This window comes from Streptomyces daqingensis, assembly GCF_014645895.1.
Lineage (GTDB): Bacteria > Actinomycetota > Actinomycetes > Streptomycetales > Streptomycetaceae > Streptomyces > Streptomyces daqingensis.
In genome coordinates this window covers 116,494-131,471 of sequence record NZ_BMMP01000016.1, presented here as the reverse complement: position 1 = coordinate 131,471, position 14,978 = coordinate 116,494, and the positions used below count along the sequence as shown (strand labels likewise).

The window sequence follows — 14,978 nt, the reverse complement described above, 5'->3', positions numbered from 1 at the left end:
CGTAGGTCTGCGCAGGCCGCCGGGGCTGTGAGGGCGTCAGGAATACCACCCGATCGTGGGGCGCGGCTTGCGGCAAAGCGGGCGCGTAGGGTCGTACGCATGAGTAGCACCGCTGACCCTCTCGCCCCGCTCGGAAAGCTCCCGGGCGTCCAGGACTCCGTGGAATCCGTGCGGAAAGCAGTGGACCGCATCTACGGGCACCGCGTCATGCGCCGCCGCAGCAGCGAGGTGACGGCGGAAGCCGCACTGCGCGGCGCACGTGGTTCCGCAGCGCTGGAGGGCGCCGACTGGGCGCTGGAGGAGATGCGGCGGCGCACCGACTTCGGGGAAGAGGGCGAGCCGCGGGCCGTGGGGGCCGCCCTGCGCGCCACCGCGGAGGCGGGACAACTGCTGGACGTGTGGCGGCAGTCGCCCCTTCGTGTACTTGCCCGGCTGCATCTCGTCGTCGCGGGGGGCGACGCCCCGGACGAGACCGTGGGAAGGCCCCGGCTCGCCGGCGAGGCCGTGAACGAACCGGACCTGGGCCTGGGGCAGCCTCCGGTGGCGGAGGACGTGGCCGTACGGCTGGACGGGCTGGCGCAGTTCGTCGTGGCCGGAAGCGAGGCGCCGGCCCTCGTGGTCGCGTCGGTGGTGCACGGCGAACTGGCCGCACTGCGGCCCTTCGGCTCGTACAACGGCCTGGTGGCGCGTGCCGCCGAGCGGATCGTCCTGGTCGCGAGCGGCCTGGACCCCAAGTCGATCTGCCCCGCCGAGGCCGGACACGCGGAACTGGGGCGCGAGCAGTACGCGATGGCCCTCGCCGCGTACGCCTCGGGGACGCCCGAGGGCATGGCAGCATGGATCGGGCACTGCGGGAAGGCGGCCGAACTCGGCGCCCGCGAGACCACCGCGGTGTGCGAGGCACTCCAGCGCGGAGCCGCGTAGGCACGAGAGACACAGCGAATTGCGGCGGCACCGCCCTTGCGGGTGGTGCCGCCGCTGGCATGGATACTGCGCTACCAGTGCGTGCTCTCATCGGGCCCGTCAGGTCGGGACGCTGTGCCCGTCACCTGCGAGCTAGCCCGTTACGCGGGCTTGGCGTCGCGTGGGTACCCGGTATTCATGCTTCCGGTCCGTGGGCCTGTCTGCGTCGGAATCCTCAACCGATTCCGCTGGTCACGCGGGCCGTCAACTCCTTTGTACTGCGGCGGGCGGCGATGTGGAACCCCTCGCGGACGGTATTTCCCTTTCCGCTCAAACTTGCTCGAAGCGGGCGCGGCGCTGACTCGTGTACCAGACCAGCCCCGCCGTGGCCATCGCCGCGCCGACCGCCGCCGCGGCGATGGCGAGCGCGGGCCGCGAGGGCATCGACAGGTTCGGCACGCGCTGCTTGAGCCGCACCGGGCGGGAGAAGGTGAGAACCGGCCAGTCGCGGCTGAGGGCCTCTCTGCGCAGGGCCCGGTCCGGGTTGACGGCGTAGGGGTTGCCCACCGACTCCAGCATGGGGACGTCGGTGATGCTGTCGCTGTAGGCGTAACAGCGGCTCAGGTCGTACCCCTCCGTCTCGGCGAGCCAGGCGATCGCCTCCGCCTTCGCGGGCCCGTACGCGTAGTACTCGATCTCGCCGGAGTAGCAGCCGTCCTCCACGACCATGCGGGTCGCCACGACGCGGTCCGCCCCGATCAACTTTCCGATCGGCTCCACGACTTCCGCGCCCGACGTCGAGACGATGACGACGTCCCGCCCGGCGAGGTGGTGCTCCTCGATGAGGGAGGCGGCCTCGTCGTAGATGATCGGGTCGATGAGGTCGTGGATCGTCTCGGCGACGATCTCCTTCACCTGCTGGACGTTCCAGCCACGGCAGAGGGCAGAGAGATACTCGCGCATCCTCTCCATCTGGTCGTGGTCGGCTCCGCCGAGGAGATATACGAACTGAGCGTAAGCAGTACGGAGTACGGCACGGCGATTGATCAGGCCACCTTGGTAGAAGGATCTGCCGAAGGTGAGCGTGCTCGACTTCGCAATGACCGTCTTGTCCAGATCGAAGAACGCGGCTGTGCGGCGCATCGCTAGGTTTTCCACGAAGGCGAGCATAGGCGCCAGCCATTCGGCGTAAGCTGTGGCGCGTGGGTTTGCCTGAGAAGGCTCTCGGGTACACCATGGAAGTCACGGATCGTTCGCGACCGTGCTAACCCGGCCCGACTCCTCCCCCCCCGAGTCGGCCCTGGGGACGACCCCCGCTCTCCCCCCCGGCGGGGGTCGTCGCATGTCCGGGGCCCTTTTTCTCCTCGAGCGGTCACCGACTCCTCCTTGAGCGATCTTCGAGCGCCTGTTCCGGCGTCCATCAAATCAGTAACTGAGTGTAATCGGCGTGCTGCTCTGCGGAAGTCGCCAGGACGGGTGACGGAGTTATTCACAACTCGCGGCATGTCCACAGTTTTTGACCATGATCACCAGGCATTTCCTCTTCACCGCACAGTGATTCCCGACAGCTCTCGCAGGTGTTTGCGGGAGCGAGGCTGTGAAGAGTGAAGGGGCTCTGGAACGTGGCCGAAACCATTCTGATTGTCACCGAGGACGAAGAACTCCTTGATGACCTGCTGCGCCTGTGCGCAGCCGCCGGAGCGGAAGCGGAAGTCGCACACGGAGCACCCCTGAGCCGGGTGGCCTGGGCGGGCTGGAGCGGCGCCGCGGCTTGGGAGAAGGCCCCGCTGGTGCTCGTGGGCGACGACTGCGCCGGAGCGCCCGGTCTCAGCGGCGCGTCCGGCGGAGGCACACCCGGAGCGGCCCGCAGAGCCGGCGTGCTGCTCGTCGGCAAGGACCTGGACGACCCAGGGGTCTGGGAGCGCGGGGCGCGGATCGGCGCGGAAGGCGTCGTCATGCTGCCCGACGCGGAGAGTTGGCTGGCGGGGCGCATCGCGGACGCGGCGGAGTGCGTGGGCCGGCCGGCGCTGACGGTGGGGGTCCTCGGCGGACGGGGAGGAGCCGGCGCGTCCACCCTCGCCTGCGCCCTGGCCGTCACGGCGGCGCGGAACGGCCAGCGCACGATGCTGATCGACGGCGACGCCCTCGGAGGCGGTCTCGACGTGCTGCTCGGCGGAGAACGGACGGAGGGACTGCGATGGCCGGCGTTCGCGGAGTCGCGAGGGCGGGTCGGCGGCGGTGCGCTCGCGGAATCACTGCCGAGACTGCACGACTTGAGCGTGCTCAGCTGGGACCGTGGGGACTCCGTGCTGATCCCCGCGGACGCGATGAAGTCCGTGCTCTCCGCCGCGCGGCGGCGCGGCGGCGTCGTTGTCGTCGACCTGCCGCGGCGGATCGACGAGACGGTGGCCGAAGCACTCGCGCAGACGGACCTCGGGCTGCTCCTCGTCCCCGCTGAGCTGAGGGCGGTCGCCGCCGCGCACCGCGTCGCCTCCCGCGCGCAGATGGTGCTGAGCGACCTGCGGGCGGTGGTGCGTACGCCCGGCGGCCCCGGCGGGGCGCGAGGCTACGGGCCGGGGCTGGACGAGGAGGAAGTGGCACGGCTGCTCAGGCTGCCGCTGGCCGGTGAACTCCCGTGGGAGGCCGGGCTGCTGGAGGCGGTCGAGCGAGGGGTGCCGCCGGGGGCGAAGACGAGCGGCGCGCTGTCCCGCTTCTGCAGGGACTTCTGGTCCCAGGCCCTCAGCGGAGGCGTCAGCGGCGGGGGTGTGGCCGTATGAGCGCGGTGGACGGCGGGCTGAGTGCGGGCGGGCGGATGACGGCCGGAGTGGCCGGCGCGCGTCGCGTGCCCCGTTCAGGAGACCGGAGTGCCGTGAGCGGGACGGACGTTGCTCCGCCTCCCGCCGCCGACGAGTCGCTCCTCGACGCGGTTCGGCGCACGCTCGCCGAGACGGGGGCCGAGCCCACGCCGGCCCGGGTCGCGTCGGCCCTGCGGGCCCAGGGGCGGCTGCTGGGCGACAGCGCGGTGCTGGGTGTGGTGGAGGCGCTCCGCTCGGAGTTGGTCGGCACCGGTCCTCTGGAGCCCCTGCTCGCGGACCCCGAGGTCACGGACGTGCTGGTCACCCGACCTGACGAGGTGTGGGTCGACCGCGGCAGGGGGCTGGAACGGACGGATGTGCGTTTCCGGAACGAAGCCTCCGTGCGTCGCCTGGCGCAGCGGCTCGCGACGTCCGCGGGGCGGCGGCTGGACGACGCCCGGCCGTGGGTGGACGCGCGTCTACCGGACGGCACGAGGCTGCACGCCGTACTGCCGCCGGTAGCGGTGGGGTCGACGTGCCTGTCGCTGCGCGTGGTGCGTCCTCGTGCGTTCCGGGTGGCCGAGCTGGTGAGTGCGGGCACCCTCCCTCCCGGGGGTGACCGGCTGCTCCGCGACGTGCTGGACGCCAGGCTCTCCTTCCTCATCAGCGGGGGCACCGGCTCCGGGAAGACGACGCTGCTGAGCGCGCTGCTGGGGCTCGTCGCCCCTCACGAGCGGATCGTCCTCGCGGAGGACTCGGCAGAACTGCGTCCGGACCACCCCCACGTCGTGCGGCTGGAGGCGCGGCCCGCGAACCAGGAGGGCGCGGGCACGGTGGGCCTGGACGACCTGGTGCGCCAGGCACTGCGGATGCGGCCGGACAGGCTCGTGGTCGGGGAGGTCCGCGGCGCTGAAGTCACCGAGCTGCTGGCCGCGTTGAACACAGGCCACGAGGGCGGTTGCGGAACGCTGCACGCCAACACGGCGGCTGACGTCCCCGCCCGGCTCGAAGCGCTCGGGACGGCCGCCGGGCTGGACCGGGCGGCCCTGCACAGCCAGCTCGCCGCCGCACTGGACGTCCTGGTGCACCTCGTGAGGGACCGTTCCGGCCGGCGGCGCGTCGCCGAGATCCACGTGCTGACGCGAGGCGCGGACGGCCTGGTCGCGACGGTTCCCGCCGTGGTGTGGGGCGACCGGGGCTTCGTGGAGGAGCGTGGCGCCGAGCGGTTGGCGCGGCTCTGCGGAAGAGGGAGCACAGATCGAGCCGCCGTCACCGAACACGGCAGCCGAGGGCGCGGCCCGGGGCTCGGCATCCCGTACGGGAGATCGGCGTACGGGACCGGGCGTGCCACGTACGGGGCCGAGGGATCCGCGCGGGAGAGGGGAACGCGGTGACGGGGGCCGGAGGAGCCGGAGTGCCGGGGCTCGACGCGGCACCCATGTACGCGGCGATGGTGTGCGCGGGTGCCGCCGCCTGGCTCCTCGCGGGGCGGGACGGCGGGGTGAACCGTGCACGTCTGATGCTCGCCGGAGACGGCGGGCCGTGCGATCCAGGTCCCCGACTGCCGTCCGCCTGCGCCTCGTTGGTCAGCGCCGTACGGGAACGGCTGGGCGCTCCCGAAGGCAGGGCCTGGTGGTGTCTGCCAGTGGGCGCGGTGCTGGGGCTCCTGGGCGAGTCGCTGCTGCCCCTTGTCGCAGGCGCCGCCGCGGTACCCGTCGTCAGGCGGCTGCTGCTCAGGCGCGGGCGCCGCTCGGCGGCGGAACGTCGAGGAGCGGCAGTGATCGAGCTGTGCGCCGCGGTCGCGGGCGAGCTGCACGCGGGAAGGCAACCGGACCGTGCGCTGCTCGCCGCAGGTGCCGTTCCCCTCAGGGAGCTGGGCGAGAGCGGTGCGGCGGTGCTGGCCGCGGCGCGCTTCGGCGGGGATGTCCCGGAGGCGCTTCGGGAGGCGGCACGCAGCCCCGGCGCGGAAGGCCTCGGGGGAGTGGCGGCCTGCTGGCACGTGTCGGTGGAGGGAGGGGCCGGGCTCGCGAAGGGCCTCGACGCGGTGGCCTGCGCGTTGCGGGCCGAGCGGGACCAACGCGAGGAATTACAGGCCTTGCTGGCGGGGCCGCGTTCCACCGCACTCGTCCTCGCGTTCCTGCCCGCATTCGGGCTGCTGCTCGGTGCCGCGATGGGCGCCGATCCGATGCGCGTCCTCCTGCACAGCCCGGCTGGACTGGTCTGCCTGACGGTCGGCGGGCTGCTGGAGTGGGCGGGGCTCGCCTGGGTCGCCCGGCTCGTCCGTGCTGCGGAGGGCCCGGGTAAGTACGAGGAGAAGGGCGCGGCATGAACTCAGGTATGGCTGGGGCCGATCCGTGGGTGTGGGTGCCGCTGCTGGTGACGTTCGCAGCGCTCGCCGGCTTGTGCTGGGAGCTCTGGAGGGGCTGGCGGGCGCGTATCCGGGGCCGGTCGCTGCTGGGGCAGCCGACCGGAGGGGAACAGCGGCCGGAGCAGCGTGGGTCCGGTACCGCCGGTCTGCGACGTTCCGGTCGGTCCGCCCGCTCGCCGCAGCACTGTCTCGACGCTCACCGGCAGTGGTGGAGGCGGCGGGTCCGGCGCGGGCGGCTGCGAGCTGGGGCGGCTGCGACGGGCGCGGGGGCGCTGATCGTGACCGTCGTCGACGGAGTCTTCGGCTGGCTGGCCGCGGGTTTCGGGGCGTACTGCGTGTGGCGATGGGCGGTTCGAAGGGAGGGATCTGACGCCGGCAGCGGTGACCTGGCCGAACTCCGCACAGCTGGTGCACAGCTGCCTCTGGCGGCCGAGCTGCTCGCAGCCTGTCTCGCTGCGGGCTCCGCGCCGGACCGGGCAGCCGACGCGGTGGGCCGGTCGATGGGCGGACCGCTGGGAGCCAGGCTGACGAGGGCGGCGACGGAGCTGCATCTCGGAGCTGAACCCGCCGCGGTCTGGGGGCGATTCGGGACGTTGCCGGGCGGCGCCACCTTCGTCCGCTCCATGGAGCGCGCGGGCAGCGGCGGAGTACCGGCAGCGGAGTCCGTGACGAGGCTCGCCGCCGAGCTGCGCGCCACGGCCTCGCGGGCAGCCGCAACTCGCGCCAGGCGCGCGGCGGTTCTGGTGACGGGGCCGCTGGGCCTGTGCTTCCTTCCCGCGTTCCTGGCAGTCGGTGTGGCCCCGGTGGTCATAGGCCTGGCCCGGTCCCTGCTCTGAACCCCGCAGCCGTGCGGCGGAGCCAGTCTCGGCTGGACGTCACCGGCTGACCGCCTCACCTCAGAAAGGAACGAACCATGTCCACCAAGCTCAGCCGGATCCTTCGGCCCTGCATCGCAACCGAGCATCGGTTGCGGCGCTCGGGACGCCGCCATCTCCTCGCCGTACGGCATGGGTTGGTGCGCGATACGGGCATGAGCACCGCCGAGTACGCGGTCGGGACGATCGCGGCGTGCGGATTCGCAGCCGTGCTCTACAAGGTGCTGACGAGCGGCGCGGTCAGCGCCGAGTTGCAGCAACTGATCGAGAGGGCGCTCGATGCGAGCGGCTGACGACGGTTACGTCACCGCGGAGACCGCAGTCGTCGTACCGGCCCTGGTCCTGCTGTTCGGGATGCTGCTGTGGGGAGTCATGGCGGCGGCACAGCACATCCAGGTGGTCGACGGGGCACGTGCCGGAGCCCGTGCGGCGGCGCGGGGCGAGGGAGAGGCCGCCGTACGATCCGTCGCGCTCTCCGCCGCTCCGGAGGACGCCACCGTGCAGACCCACCGTCAGGAGGACCTCGTGCGTGTGCGCGTCACGGCACGATCCCTCGGCCCCGGCCCGCTGTCGGTCGCGTTGAGCGCCGAAGCGGTCGCCCTGGCCGAGGACGGGGCGGGAGGCACCGGCCGTGCGGGGACGTGACCGCGGTTCGGCGACGGTCTGGGCGGCGCTGAGCGGCGTGGTGCTGTGCGGCGTCGCGGCCACGCTGCTGGGGCTCGGACAGGCGGTCGCCCTGCGGCACCGTGCTGCCGGGGCGGCGGACCTGTCGGCGCTCGCCGCAGCGGACCGCGCCCTCGACGGCGAAGGCCGGGCGTGTGCCGCGGCCCGTCGGGTGGCGTCCGCGCAAGGTGCCCGCCTGGTCCGGTGCTCCGTGCGCGGTGAGGTCGCCGACGTGTCTGCGCGGGTGTCGATGGGCCCGTACGCGCCCGAGGCCCGGGCCAGAGCGGGTCCGCCGGACGCGGCCACCCGAGCCGGGACGACCGCCCCGAACGCAGGTCCGGAACCGAGCTCGACCGCCGCAACAGCGACGGACGCGGACCGCCGCGAGGTGATAGCGCCTCGGCCGGAGCTGCTACGTCCCGGAAGGCGGGGGCTTGAGCAGCTCCGCCAGCAGCCGGACGGCGCCCCGCTTGTGCAGCGGATCGTTGCCGTTGCCGCACTTGGGCGACTGGATGCACGAGGGGCAGCCGGCCTCGCACTCGCAGGCCGCGATGGCGTCCCGGGTGGCGGTCAGCCATTCGCGAGCTGTGTGGAAGGCGCGTTCCGCGAAGCCGGCGCCGCCGGGCTGCCCGTCGTAGACGAACACGGTGGGCAGCAGGGTGTCGGGGTGCAGGGGGATGGAGACGCCGCCGATGTCCCACCGGTCGCACGTCGCGAACAGCGGCAGCAGGCCGATGGCGGCGTGCTCGGCGGCGTGCAGCGCCCCGGGGAGGATCTCCGGGCCGATCCGGGCCGCGTCGAGCTGGTCTTCGGTGACGGTCCACCACACGGCGCGAGTGCGCAGCGTACGAGGGGGAAGGTCGAGCTTCGTCTCGCCCATGACCTCCCCGGTCACGAGGCGACGGCGGAGATACGAGACGACCTGGTTCGTCACCTCCACGGTCCCGTAGCAGAGCCGGGCCTCGCCCCAGGGCACCTCCGCCTCCGTCTCGAGCACGGACACGGACGTGGTGTCCCTGGCCATCGTGGTCCAGGGCGGGCTCGCCTCCTCCACGAGCGCCACGGAGTCCTCCAGATCGAGGTGCTTGACCACGTAGGTGCGCCCCTGGTGCAGATGCACGGCGCCCTCGTGCACGTTGGTGTGGGCGGACGCGGCGTCGACCGTGCCGAGGAGGCGGCCCGTTCCGTCCTCCACGATCTGGACGGGCGTCCCTCCGGAGCCTCGGATGTCGGCGAGGTCGGCCGCTCGCTCCTTGCGGGTCCAGAACCAGGAGCCTCCGCGCCGCCGCAGCAGCTTGCGCCCCTCCAGCTGCCGCAGCAGATCCGGGCAGCCCGGCCCGAAGAGCTCCGCGTCGGCCTCGGTGAGGGGGATCTCAGCGGCGGCCGCGCAGAGATGGGGAGCGAGGACATACGGGTTGTCCGGGTCGAGGACGGTCGACTCGACGGGGGCGCGGAAGAGCGATTCGGGGTGGTGCACGAGATAGGTGTCGAGAGGGTCGTCCCGCGCGACCAGAACGGCGAGCGCGCCTTCCCCCGACCGTCCGGCTCGCCCGGCCTGCTGCCACACAGACGCACGTGTGCCGGGATATCCGGTGATGAGCACGGCGTCGAGGCCTGACACGTCGACGCCCAGTTCCAGCGCGTTGGTCGCGGAGAGACCGAGGAGGTCGCCCGAGTGCAGGCGCTGTTCGAGGGCGCGGCGCTCCTCGGGAAGGTATCCGCCCCGGTACGCGGCGATCCGGTCCGGCAGCCGCCGGTCCACGGCGCCGAGACGGTCCTTGGCGATCAGCGAGATCAGTTCGGCGCCCCGGCGCGATCGCACGAAGGCGACGGTGCGCACGCTCCGCACGGCCAGGTCCGTGAGCAGCTCCGCCGCCTCGGCGGTGGCTGTGCGCCGTACCGGGGCTCCGCGCTCGCCTTCGAACTCGGTCAGCGGCGGCTCCCACAGCGCGAAGACCAACTCGCCCCGGGGAGAGGCGTCTTCGGTGACTTCGGTCACGGGTACGCCGGTCAGACGCGCGGCGGACTCACCCGGCCGGGCTGAGGTGGCGGACGCCAGGAGGAAGACGGGCTCCGAGCCGTACCGGGCGCAGATCCTCCGCAGCCGCCGGATCACCTGTGCCACGTGGGAGCCGAAGACACCGCGGTAGGTGTGGCACTCGTCGATGACGACGTAGCGCAGGGAGCGCAGGAAGGAGGCCCAGCGCGCGTGGGCGGGGAGGATTCCCCGGTGCAGCATGTCCGGGTTGGTGAGCACGTAGTTGGAGAAGAGGCGCACCCACTCGCGCTCTTCGAAGGGGGTGTCCCCGTCGTAGACGGCCGGCCGTATCGCGGTCCCCAGCGGCGCGGCCAGTTCCGTGACGGCGCGGCACTGGTCGGCGGCGAGCGCCTTCGTGGGCGCCAGGTACAGGGCGGTGCCGCCGCGGCGGTGCCTCTGCGGCCCACCGGCCGAGCTCCTCGCGCGCTGCTTCGGCGGACGGCTGCCGACATCCCTCGCGCCGTCCTTCCCGGCAGCTGTCCCGGCGGCCTCCGAGGCGGCCCCGTTCCCGGCGCTCTCCTCGTCCTCGCCCTCGCCTGCTTCTCCCGCTCCGGCCACCGGGTCCGTGCCCGCGAGGAGAGCGCTCAGGGTCGGTATGAGGTACGAGAGCGACTTTCCGGAGGCGGTGCCTGTGGCGATGATCACTGATTCGCCGCTGAGGGCGTGCTCGGCGACGCGCGCCTGGTGCTCCCAGAGCCGTTCGACGCCCGACTCCCTTACGGCATCGATCACTTCAGGCCGGATCTGACCGGGCCATTCCGCATGGCGGCCCGCCCGCGGGGGCAAGTGCTCCGTATGGGTGATGCGGGCAGCCCTGCCCTCCCCGGCGGTGAGTTGGGCGAGCACCGTTCGGGGATCACTGTCGGATACCTTGCGGGAGGGCACAGCAGGTGAGCGTACGCTCGTCGCGACCAGAAGCGGTCGGTCGCCCGTGGGCACCCAGGGTGTCCCCGGCGCGACGCTCAATGACCGCAAGGCGTCGTGCGTGCAGGCCCGTAAGTGATTGAATGCTTCTGCGGCTGCCGATCCGCCCGCTGTCCCGGCCTGTCCTCGGCTGGGATATTTCAGTGGGGGGACGACTCGATAGCAAGGTGCTGGAGGATCCGTGGACCTGTCCCTGTCGACCCGGACCGTAGGCGATCGCACGATCGTCGAGGTCGGTGGCGAGATTGATGTATACACCGCGCCCAAGCTGCGGGAGCAGCTGGTCGAGCTTGTGAACGACGGCAGCTACCACCTCGTCGTGGACATGGAAGGCGTCGACTTCCTGGACTCCACCGGACTCGGTGTGCTCGTCGGCGGGCTCAAGCGGGTGCGTGCCCACGAGGGCTCGCTGCGTCTCGTGTGCAACCAGGAGCGCATTCTCAAGATCTTCCGAATCACCGGTCTGACCAAGGTGTTCCCCATCCACGGTTCCGTGGACGAGGCCGTCGCCGCGACCGACTGACGTCCGTCGCGGACGGACCGGCTATTCGAAAGACGCCGGAGGTACCGGGCTCTGCGAGCCCGGTACCCGGCAATGTGACAGTGCAAGACCGAGGGGGATGGCATGGCCATCGTGGAACTCCGCTTCAGCGCGTTGCCGGAGCACGTGCGTACGGCAAGGCTGGTGGCCGCAGCAGTGGCGCGGCGGGCCGGGGTGGACGAGGCCGTGCTCGACGAGGTGCGCCTGGCGGTCGGTGAGGCGTGCTCCCGCGCTGTCGGCCTGCACGTGGGCCATGGACTCGACACCCCCGTACGCGTGGCGCTCATCGAGGAGGAGAAGAAGTTCTCCATCGAGGTGGGCGACGCGGCTCCGACGGCGACTGCGGGCGCCCACGGTTCCACGGCCCCTGCCCCGGCTTCCCCGACGGCGGACAGCGAAGAGGCCGAGAGCGAGATGGGCCTCGCCGTCATCAGCGGTCTCGTGGACGACGTGGAAGTGATCGCGGACGACAAGGGCGGCCTGATCCGCATGAGTTGGCCCGTCACTCCGGAGCCGGTTCTCCCCTGAGCCGTGGGCCGTTCTTCCTGAACCTACTCCACCGGCCGCTTTTCCTGCGCCGCTCCTCAGCGGCGGCACCGTTCGTCAGCCTCGCCCGAAGCCGGGCTGCTCGCGATGGAGCCCCGTCCCGGACGTCGCACCCCCGCGCATAGTCCCAGCGCCTGCTGTGACGCCCGTCCCGGCGCCCAGCTGCTCCGGGAAGCTCGCCGCGCGGCGGACAGCTGGAGCCGGCTCTCGGCGAGCGAGGAGAACCGGGCGGGGCCCTGACCGCCGGACGCTTCGCGTCCGTGACGCGCGGAGCTGAGACGGGGCGGGTGCGGCAGAAGAGCCCAAGGGCCCCCAGCGCTGGTCGCAGGGATTCGGAAGCTAGTATTCCGCCTGAGTCGCAATTGTTTCCGGATCTTCATCAAGCCGGTGACACCGCACCCTCTGGCGGTCGCGTCCCTCTGTACGGGCCTCTGTGCGCCCGGCTACCGGGCGCCGGCGAGGACCCTGAAAGCCTCTTTTCTGCGCAGCTTTGATGTGAAAAGAGAGGCATATGCGGCGCCCGTGTTGATCATTTTGTACAGCGTCAGCATTTTTGTAAGCCTAGCTCGTCCGAGCTAATTCCCCACACGAACTCCATTTGATCTCCGCTGGTGTAGGCGAATTGCCGATCCGGCGCTCTGTTTTGATCTGGAGCTGATCCCTACAATCCGTCCACATCTTTGCAAGCAGGAGCCGTACGTCGAACCGCGCGCCCCTGCGCCAAGCGTCAAGGAGGACGAATGGCGGGGCACCTCAGCCCAATTCAGAATCAACAGCACCTCGCTGACGCAGTGCTGACCAGCGCCAACCGCGGTCTCGTCATCGTGATCGCGCTAGTCGCCCTGGCAGCTCTCGGCGTCGCCGTGGTGCTGGTCCGTCAAGTGCTCGCCGCGACCGAGGGCACTGACCGCATGAAGGAGATCGCGGCAGCCGTTCAGGAAGGCGCGAACGCCTACCTGGCTCGGCAGTTGCGAACACTCGGCATCTTCGCCGTAGTGGTCTTCTTCCTGTTGTTCCTGTTGCCTGCCGATGACACGGGTCAGCGTGTCGGACGTTCGCTGTTCTTCCTGGTCGGCGCGGCTTTCTCCGCTGCCACCGGCTATATCGGCATGTGGCTCGCGGTACGCAGCAATGTGCGAGTTGCTGCTGCGGCACGTGAGGCGACGCCCGAGGAAGGGGCGCCTGCCGCGGACCTGACAAGTGTCTCGCACAAGGCCATGAAGATCGCTTTCCGTACGGGCGGCGTCGTGGGCATGTTCACGGTGGGCCTCGGCCTGCTGGGTGCGGCCTGCGTGGTGCTCGTCTACGCGGCGGACGCCCCGAAGGTCCTGGAGGGCTTCGGTCTGGGCGCCGCGCTGATCGCGATGTTCATGCGTGTCGGCGGTGGCATCTTCACCAAGGCCGCCGACGTCGGCGCCGACCTCGTGGGCAAGGTCGAGCAGGGCATCCCCGAGGACGACCCGCGCAACGCGGCGACCATCGCGGACAACGTGGGCGACAACGTCGGCGACTGCGCCGGCATGGCCGCCGACCTCTTCGAGTCGTACGCCGTGACCCTCGTCGCGGCGCTGATTCTGGGCACCGCGGTCTTCGGCAACGACGGTCTCGCGTTCCCGCTGATGGTCCCGGCGATCGGCGTGATCACGGCAATGATCGGTGTGTTCACGGTCGCCCCGCGGGCCAAGGACCGCAGCGGCATGACGGCGATCAACCGCGGCTTCTTCATCTCCGCGCTGATCTCCCTGGTGCTGGTCGCCATCGCGGCCTACACCTACCTCCCCTCCAGCTACGCCGACCTGACCGGCGTAGCGGGGGACGACGCCCAGGAGATCCTGAACCACACCGGCGACCCGAGGGTGCTGGCAGTCGTCTCGGTCGCCATCGGCATCGTGCTCGCCGCCGTGATCCAGCAGCTGACGGGCTACTTCACCGAGACCGAGCGCAAGCCCGTACGGGACATCGGCCGGACCTCGCTGACCGGCCCGGCGACCGTCATCCTTTCGGGCATTTCGATCGGCCTCGAGTCGGCCGTCTACACCGCCCTGCTGATCGGGCTGAGCGTCTACGGCGCCTTCCTGCTCGGCGGCGGCACCGTGATGCTCGCGCTGTTCGCGGTCGCGCTCGCCGGCACCGGTCTGCTGACCACCGTCGGCGTCATCGTGGCCATGGACACCTTCGGTCCGGTCTCCGACAACGCCCAGGGCATCGCCGAGATGTCGGGCGACGTCGAGGGCGCGGGCGCCCAGGTCCTCACCGACCTGGACGCGGTGGGCAACACCACCAAGGCGATCACCAAGGGCATCGCGATCGCGACGGCGGTACTCGCCGCCGCGGCGCTGTTCGGTTCGTACCGCACGGAGATGGTCAGCGCGCTCAGCGAGGCCGGGGAGAGCAGCGGCAAGATGCTGCAACTCCTCGACATCGCACAGCCGAGCACGCTGGTCGGCCTGATGCTCGGTGCGGCGGTCGTCTTCCTCTTCTCCGGGCTCGCCATCAACGCCGTCTCCCGGTCGGCGGGCGCGGTCGTGTACGAGGTCCGGCGGCAGTTCCGCGAGAAGCCCGGGATCATGGACTACTCGGAGAAGCCGGAGTACGGCCGGGTCGTCGACATCTGCACCAAGGACGCGCTGCGTGAGCTGACGACGCCGGGTCTGCTGGCCGTCATCTCGCCGATCCTGGTGGGCTTCACGTTCGGCGCAGGTGCGCTCGCCGCCTTCCTGGCGGGGGCGATCGGTGCGGGAACGCTGATGGCCGTCTTCCTCGCCAACTCCGGTGGCGCGTGGGACAACGCCAAGAAGCTCGTCGAGGACGGGCACCACGGCGGCAAGGGCAGCGAGGCACATGAGGCCACCATCATCGGCGACACCGTCGGCGACCCGTTCAAGGACACCGCGGGCCCGGCGATCAACCCGCTGCTGAAGGTGATGAACCTGGTGGCGCTGCTCATCGCGCCCGCCGTGATCCAGTTCTCGTACGGCGAGGACGCGAGCGCGGGCGTGCGGACAGTCGTCGCCCTCGTCTCGGCGGCGATCGTCGTCGGAGCCGTGTACGTCTCGAAGAGGCGCGGCATCGCCATGAGCGACGACGCGTCCGAGGGCGGCAGCGAGGGCAGCGACGCCGAGCGGACGGCGAAGCCGACCGATCCGGTCGCGGCTTCCTGACCCTCGGGCAGGCCGATCCGCCAACACTGGGGCGGGCGGGGCGCGTTGGCGCCTCGCCCGCCCCAGTGCGTGGTGTGGGAAGCCCCACACCCCGTCAGGAGATGTGGTGCAAACGGCTACAATCAGGCGCAGAGTTCTCGCCCGACTAGCCGTGTGCAGCCCCT

The 14,978-nt window shown here is 71.3% G+C and carries 12 protein-coding genes and 1 pseudogene; 11 read left to right on the top strand and 2 right to left on the bottom strand.

The window, feature by feature from the left end; genetic code table 11:
- Positions 1-99: 99 nt before the first annotated feature.
- Positions 100-924, top strand: a complete 825-nt coding sequence (locus IEY56_RS22580; protein WP_189039116.1) for a Fic family protein — start codon at positions 100-102, stop codon at positions 922-924.
- Positions 925-1,233: 309 nt separating this feature from the next.
- On the opposite strand, the gene IEY56_RS22575 is transcribed toward IEY56_RS22580, so the two are convergent.
- On the bottom strand, positions 1,234-2,073 hold the full coding sequence (locus IEY56_RS22575; protein WP_189039115.1) for an HAD family hydrolase: 840 nt from the start codon (positions 2,071-2,073) through the stop codon (positions 1,234-1,236).
- A gap of 452 nt (positions 2,074-2,525) precedes the next feature.
- On the opposite strand from IEY56_RS22575, the gene ssd reads away from it, so the two are divergent.
- The 7 genes and pseudogenes from ssd to IEY56_RS22540 form a co-directional block, all read left to right on the top strand.
- Complete coding sequence (gene ssd, locus IEY56_RS22570) at positions 2,526-3,680, top strand: septum site-determining protein Ssd (protein WP_189039114.1); 1,155 nt, start codon at positions 2,526-2,528, stop codon at positions 3,678-3,680.
- 92 nt (positions 3,681-3,772) lie between these two features.
- A complete protein-coding gene (locus IEY56_RS22565) occupies positions 3,773-5,092 on the top strand; it encodes a TadA family conjugal transfer-associated ATPase (RefSeq protein WP_373292158.1) in 1,320 nt (439 codons plus the stop codon).
- Positions 5,093-5,136: 44 nt separating this feature from the next.
- The gene (locus IEY56_RS22560) at positions 5,137-6,027 is read left to right on the top strand and encodes a type II secretion system F family protein (protein ID WP_189039163.1); all 891 of its coding nucleotides are present in this window, start codon (positions 5,137-5,139) and stop codon (positions 6,025-6,027) included.
- On the top strand, positions 6,024-6,902 hold the full coding sequence (locus tag IEY56_RS22555; protein ID WP_189039112.1) for a type II secretion system F family protein: 879 nt from the start codon (positions 6,024-6,026) through the stop codon (positions 6,900-6,902). Before IEY56_RS22560 ends, IEY56_RS22555 begins: the two co-directional genes overlap by 4 nt.
- Before the next feature lie 77 nt (positions 6,903-6,979).
- The gene (locus IEY56_RS28970; protein ID WP_189039111.1) at positions 6,980-7,234 is read left to right on the top strand and encodes a DUF4244 domain-containing protein; all 255 of its coding nucleotides are present in this window, start codon (positions 6,980-6,982) and stop codon (positions 7,232-7,234) included.
- A complete protein-coding gene (locus tag IEY56_RS22545) occupies positions 7,221-7,586 on the top strand; it encodes a TadE family type IV pilus minor pilin (protein WP_189039110.1) in 366 nt (121 codons plus the stop codon). The genes IEY56_RS28970 and IEY56_RS22545 overlap by 14 nt, the downstream gene beginning before the upstream one ends.
- Positions 7,573-7,836 (top strand): annotated as a pseudogene (locus IEY56_RS22540) (Rv3654c family TadE-like protein); the annotation flags it as partial. The gene IEY56_RS22545 and the pseudogene IEY56_RS22540, both read left to right, overlap by 14 nt.
- Before the next feature lie 180 nt (positions 7,837-8,016).
- Here IEY56_RS22540 and sftH read toward each other — a convergent pair.
- Positions 8,017-10,527 (bottom strand): DEAD/DEAH box helicase, encoded by a 2,511-nt coding sequence (gene sftH, locus IEY56_RS22535; RefSeq protein WP_229712119.1) that lies wholly within the window; start codon positions 10,525-10,527, stop codon positions 8,017-8,019.
- A 220-nt stretch (positions 10,528-10,747) separates the two neighbouring features.
- On the opposite strand from sftH, the gene bldG reads away from it, so the two are divergent.
- The 3 genes from bldG to IEY56_RS22520 all read left to right on the top strand — a co-directional run bounded on the left by bldG (position 10,748) and on the right by IEY56_RS22520 (position 14,814).
- Positions 10,748-11,089: an anti-sigma factor antagonist BldG gene (bldG, locus tag IEY56_RS22530; protein WP_019547857.1), complete on the top strand. Its 342-nt coding sequence runs from the start codon at positions 10,748-10,750 to the stop codon at positions 11,087-11,089.
- Positions 11,090-11,191: 102 nt separating this feature from the next.
- Positions 11,192-11,635: an ATP-binding protein gene (locus IEY56_RS22525; RefSeq protein WP_189039109.1), complete on the top strand. Its 444-nt coding sequence runs from the start codon at positions 11,192-11,194 to the stop codon at positions 11,633-11,635.
- A 758-nt stretch (positions 11,636-12,393) separates the two neighbouring features.
- Positions 12,394-14,814 (top strand): sodium-translocating pyrophosphatase, encoded by a 2,421-nt coding sequence (locus IEY56_RS22520; protein WP_189039108.1) that lies wholly within the window; start codon positions 12,394-12,396, stop codon positions 14,812-14,814.
- Positions 14,815-14,978: the final 164 nt, after the last annotated feature.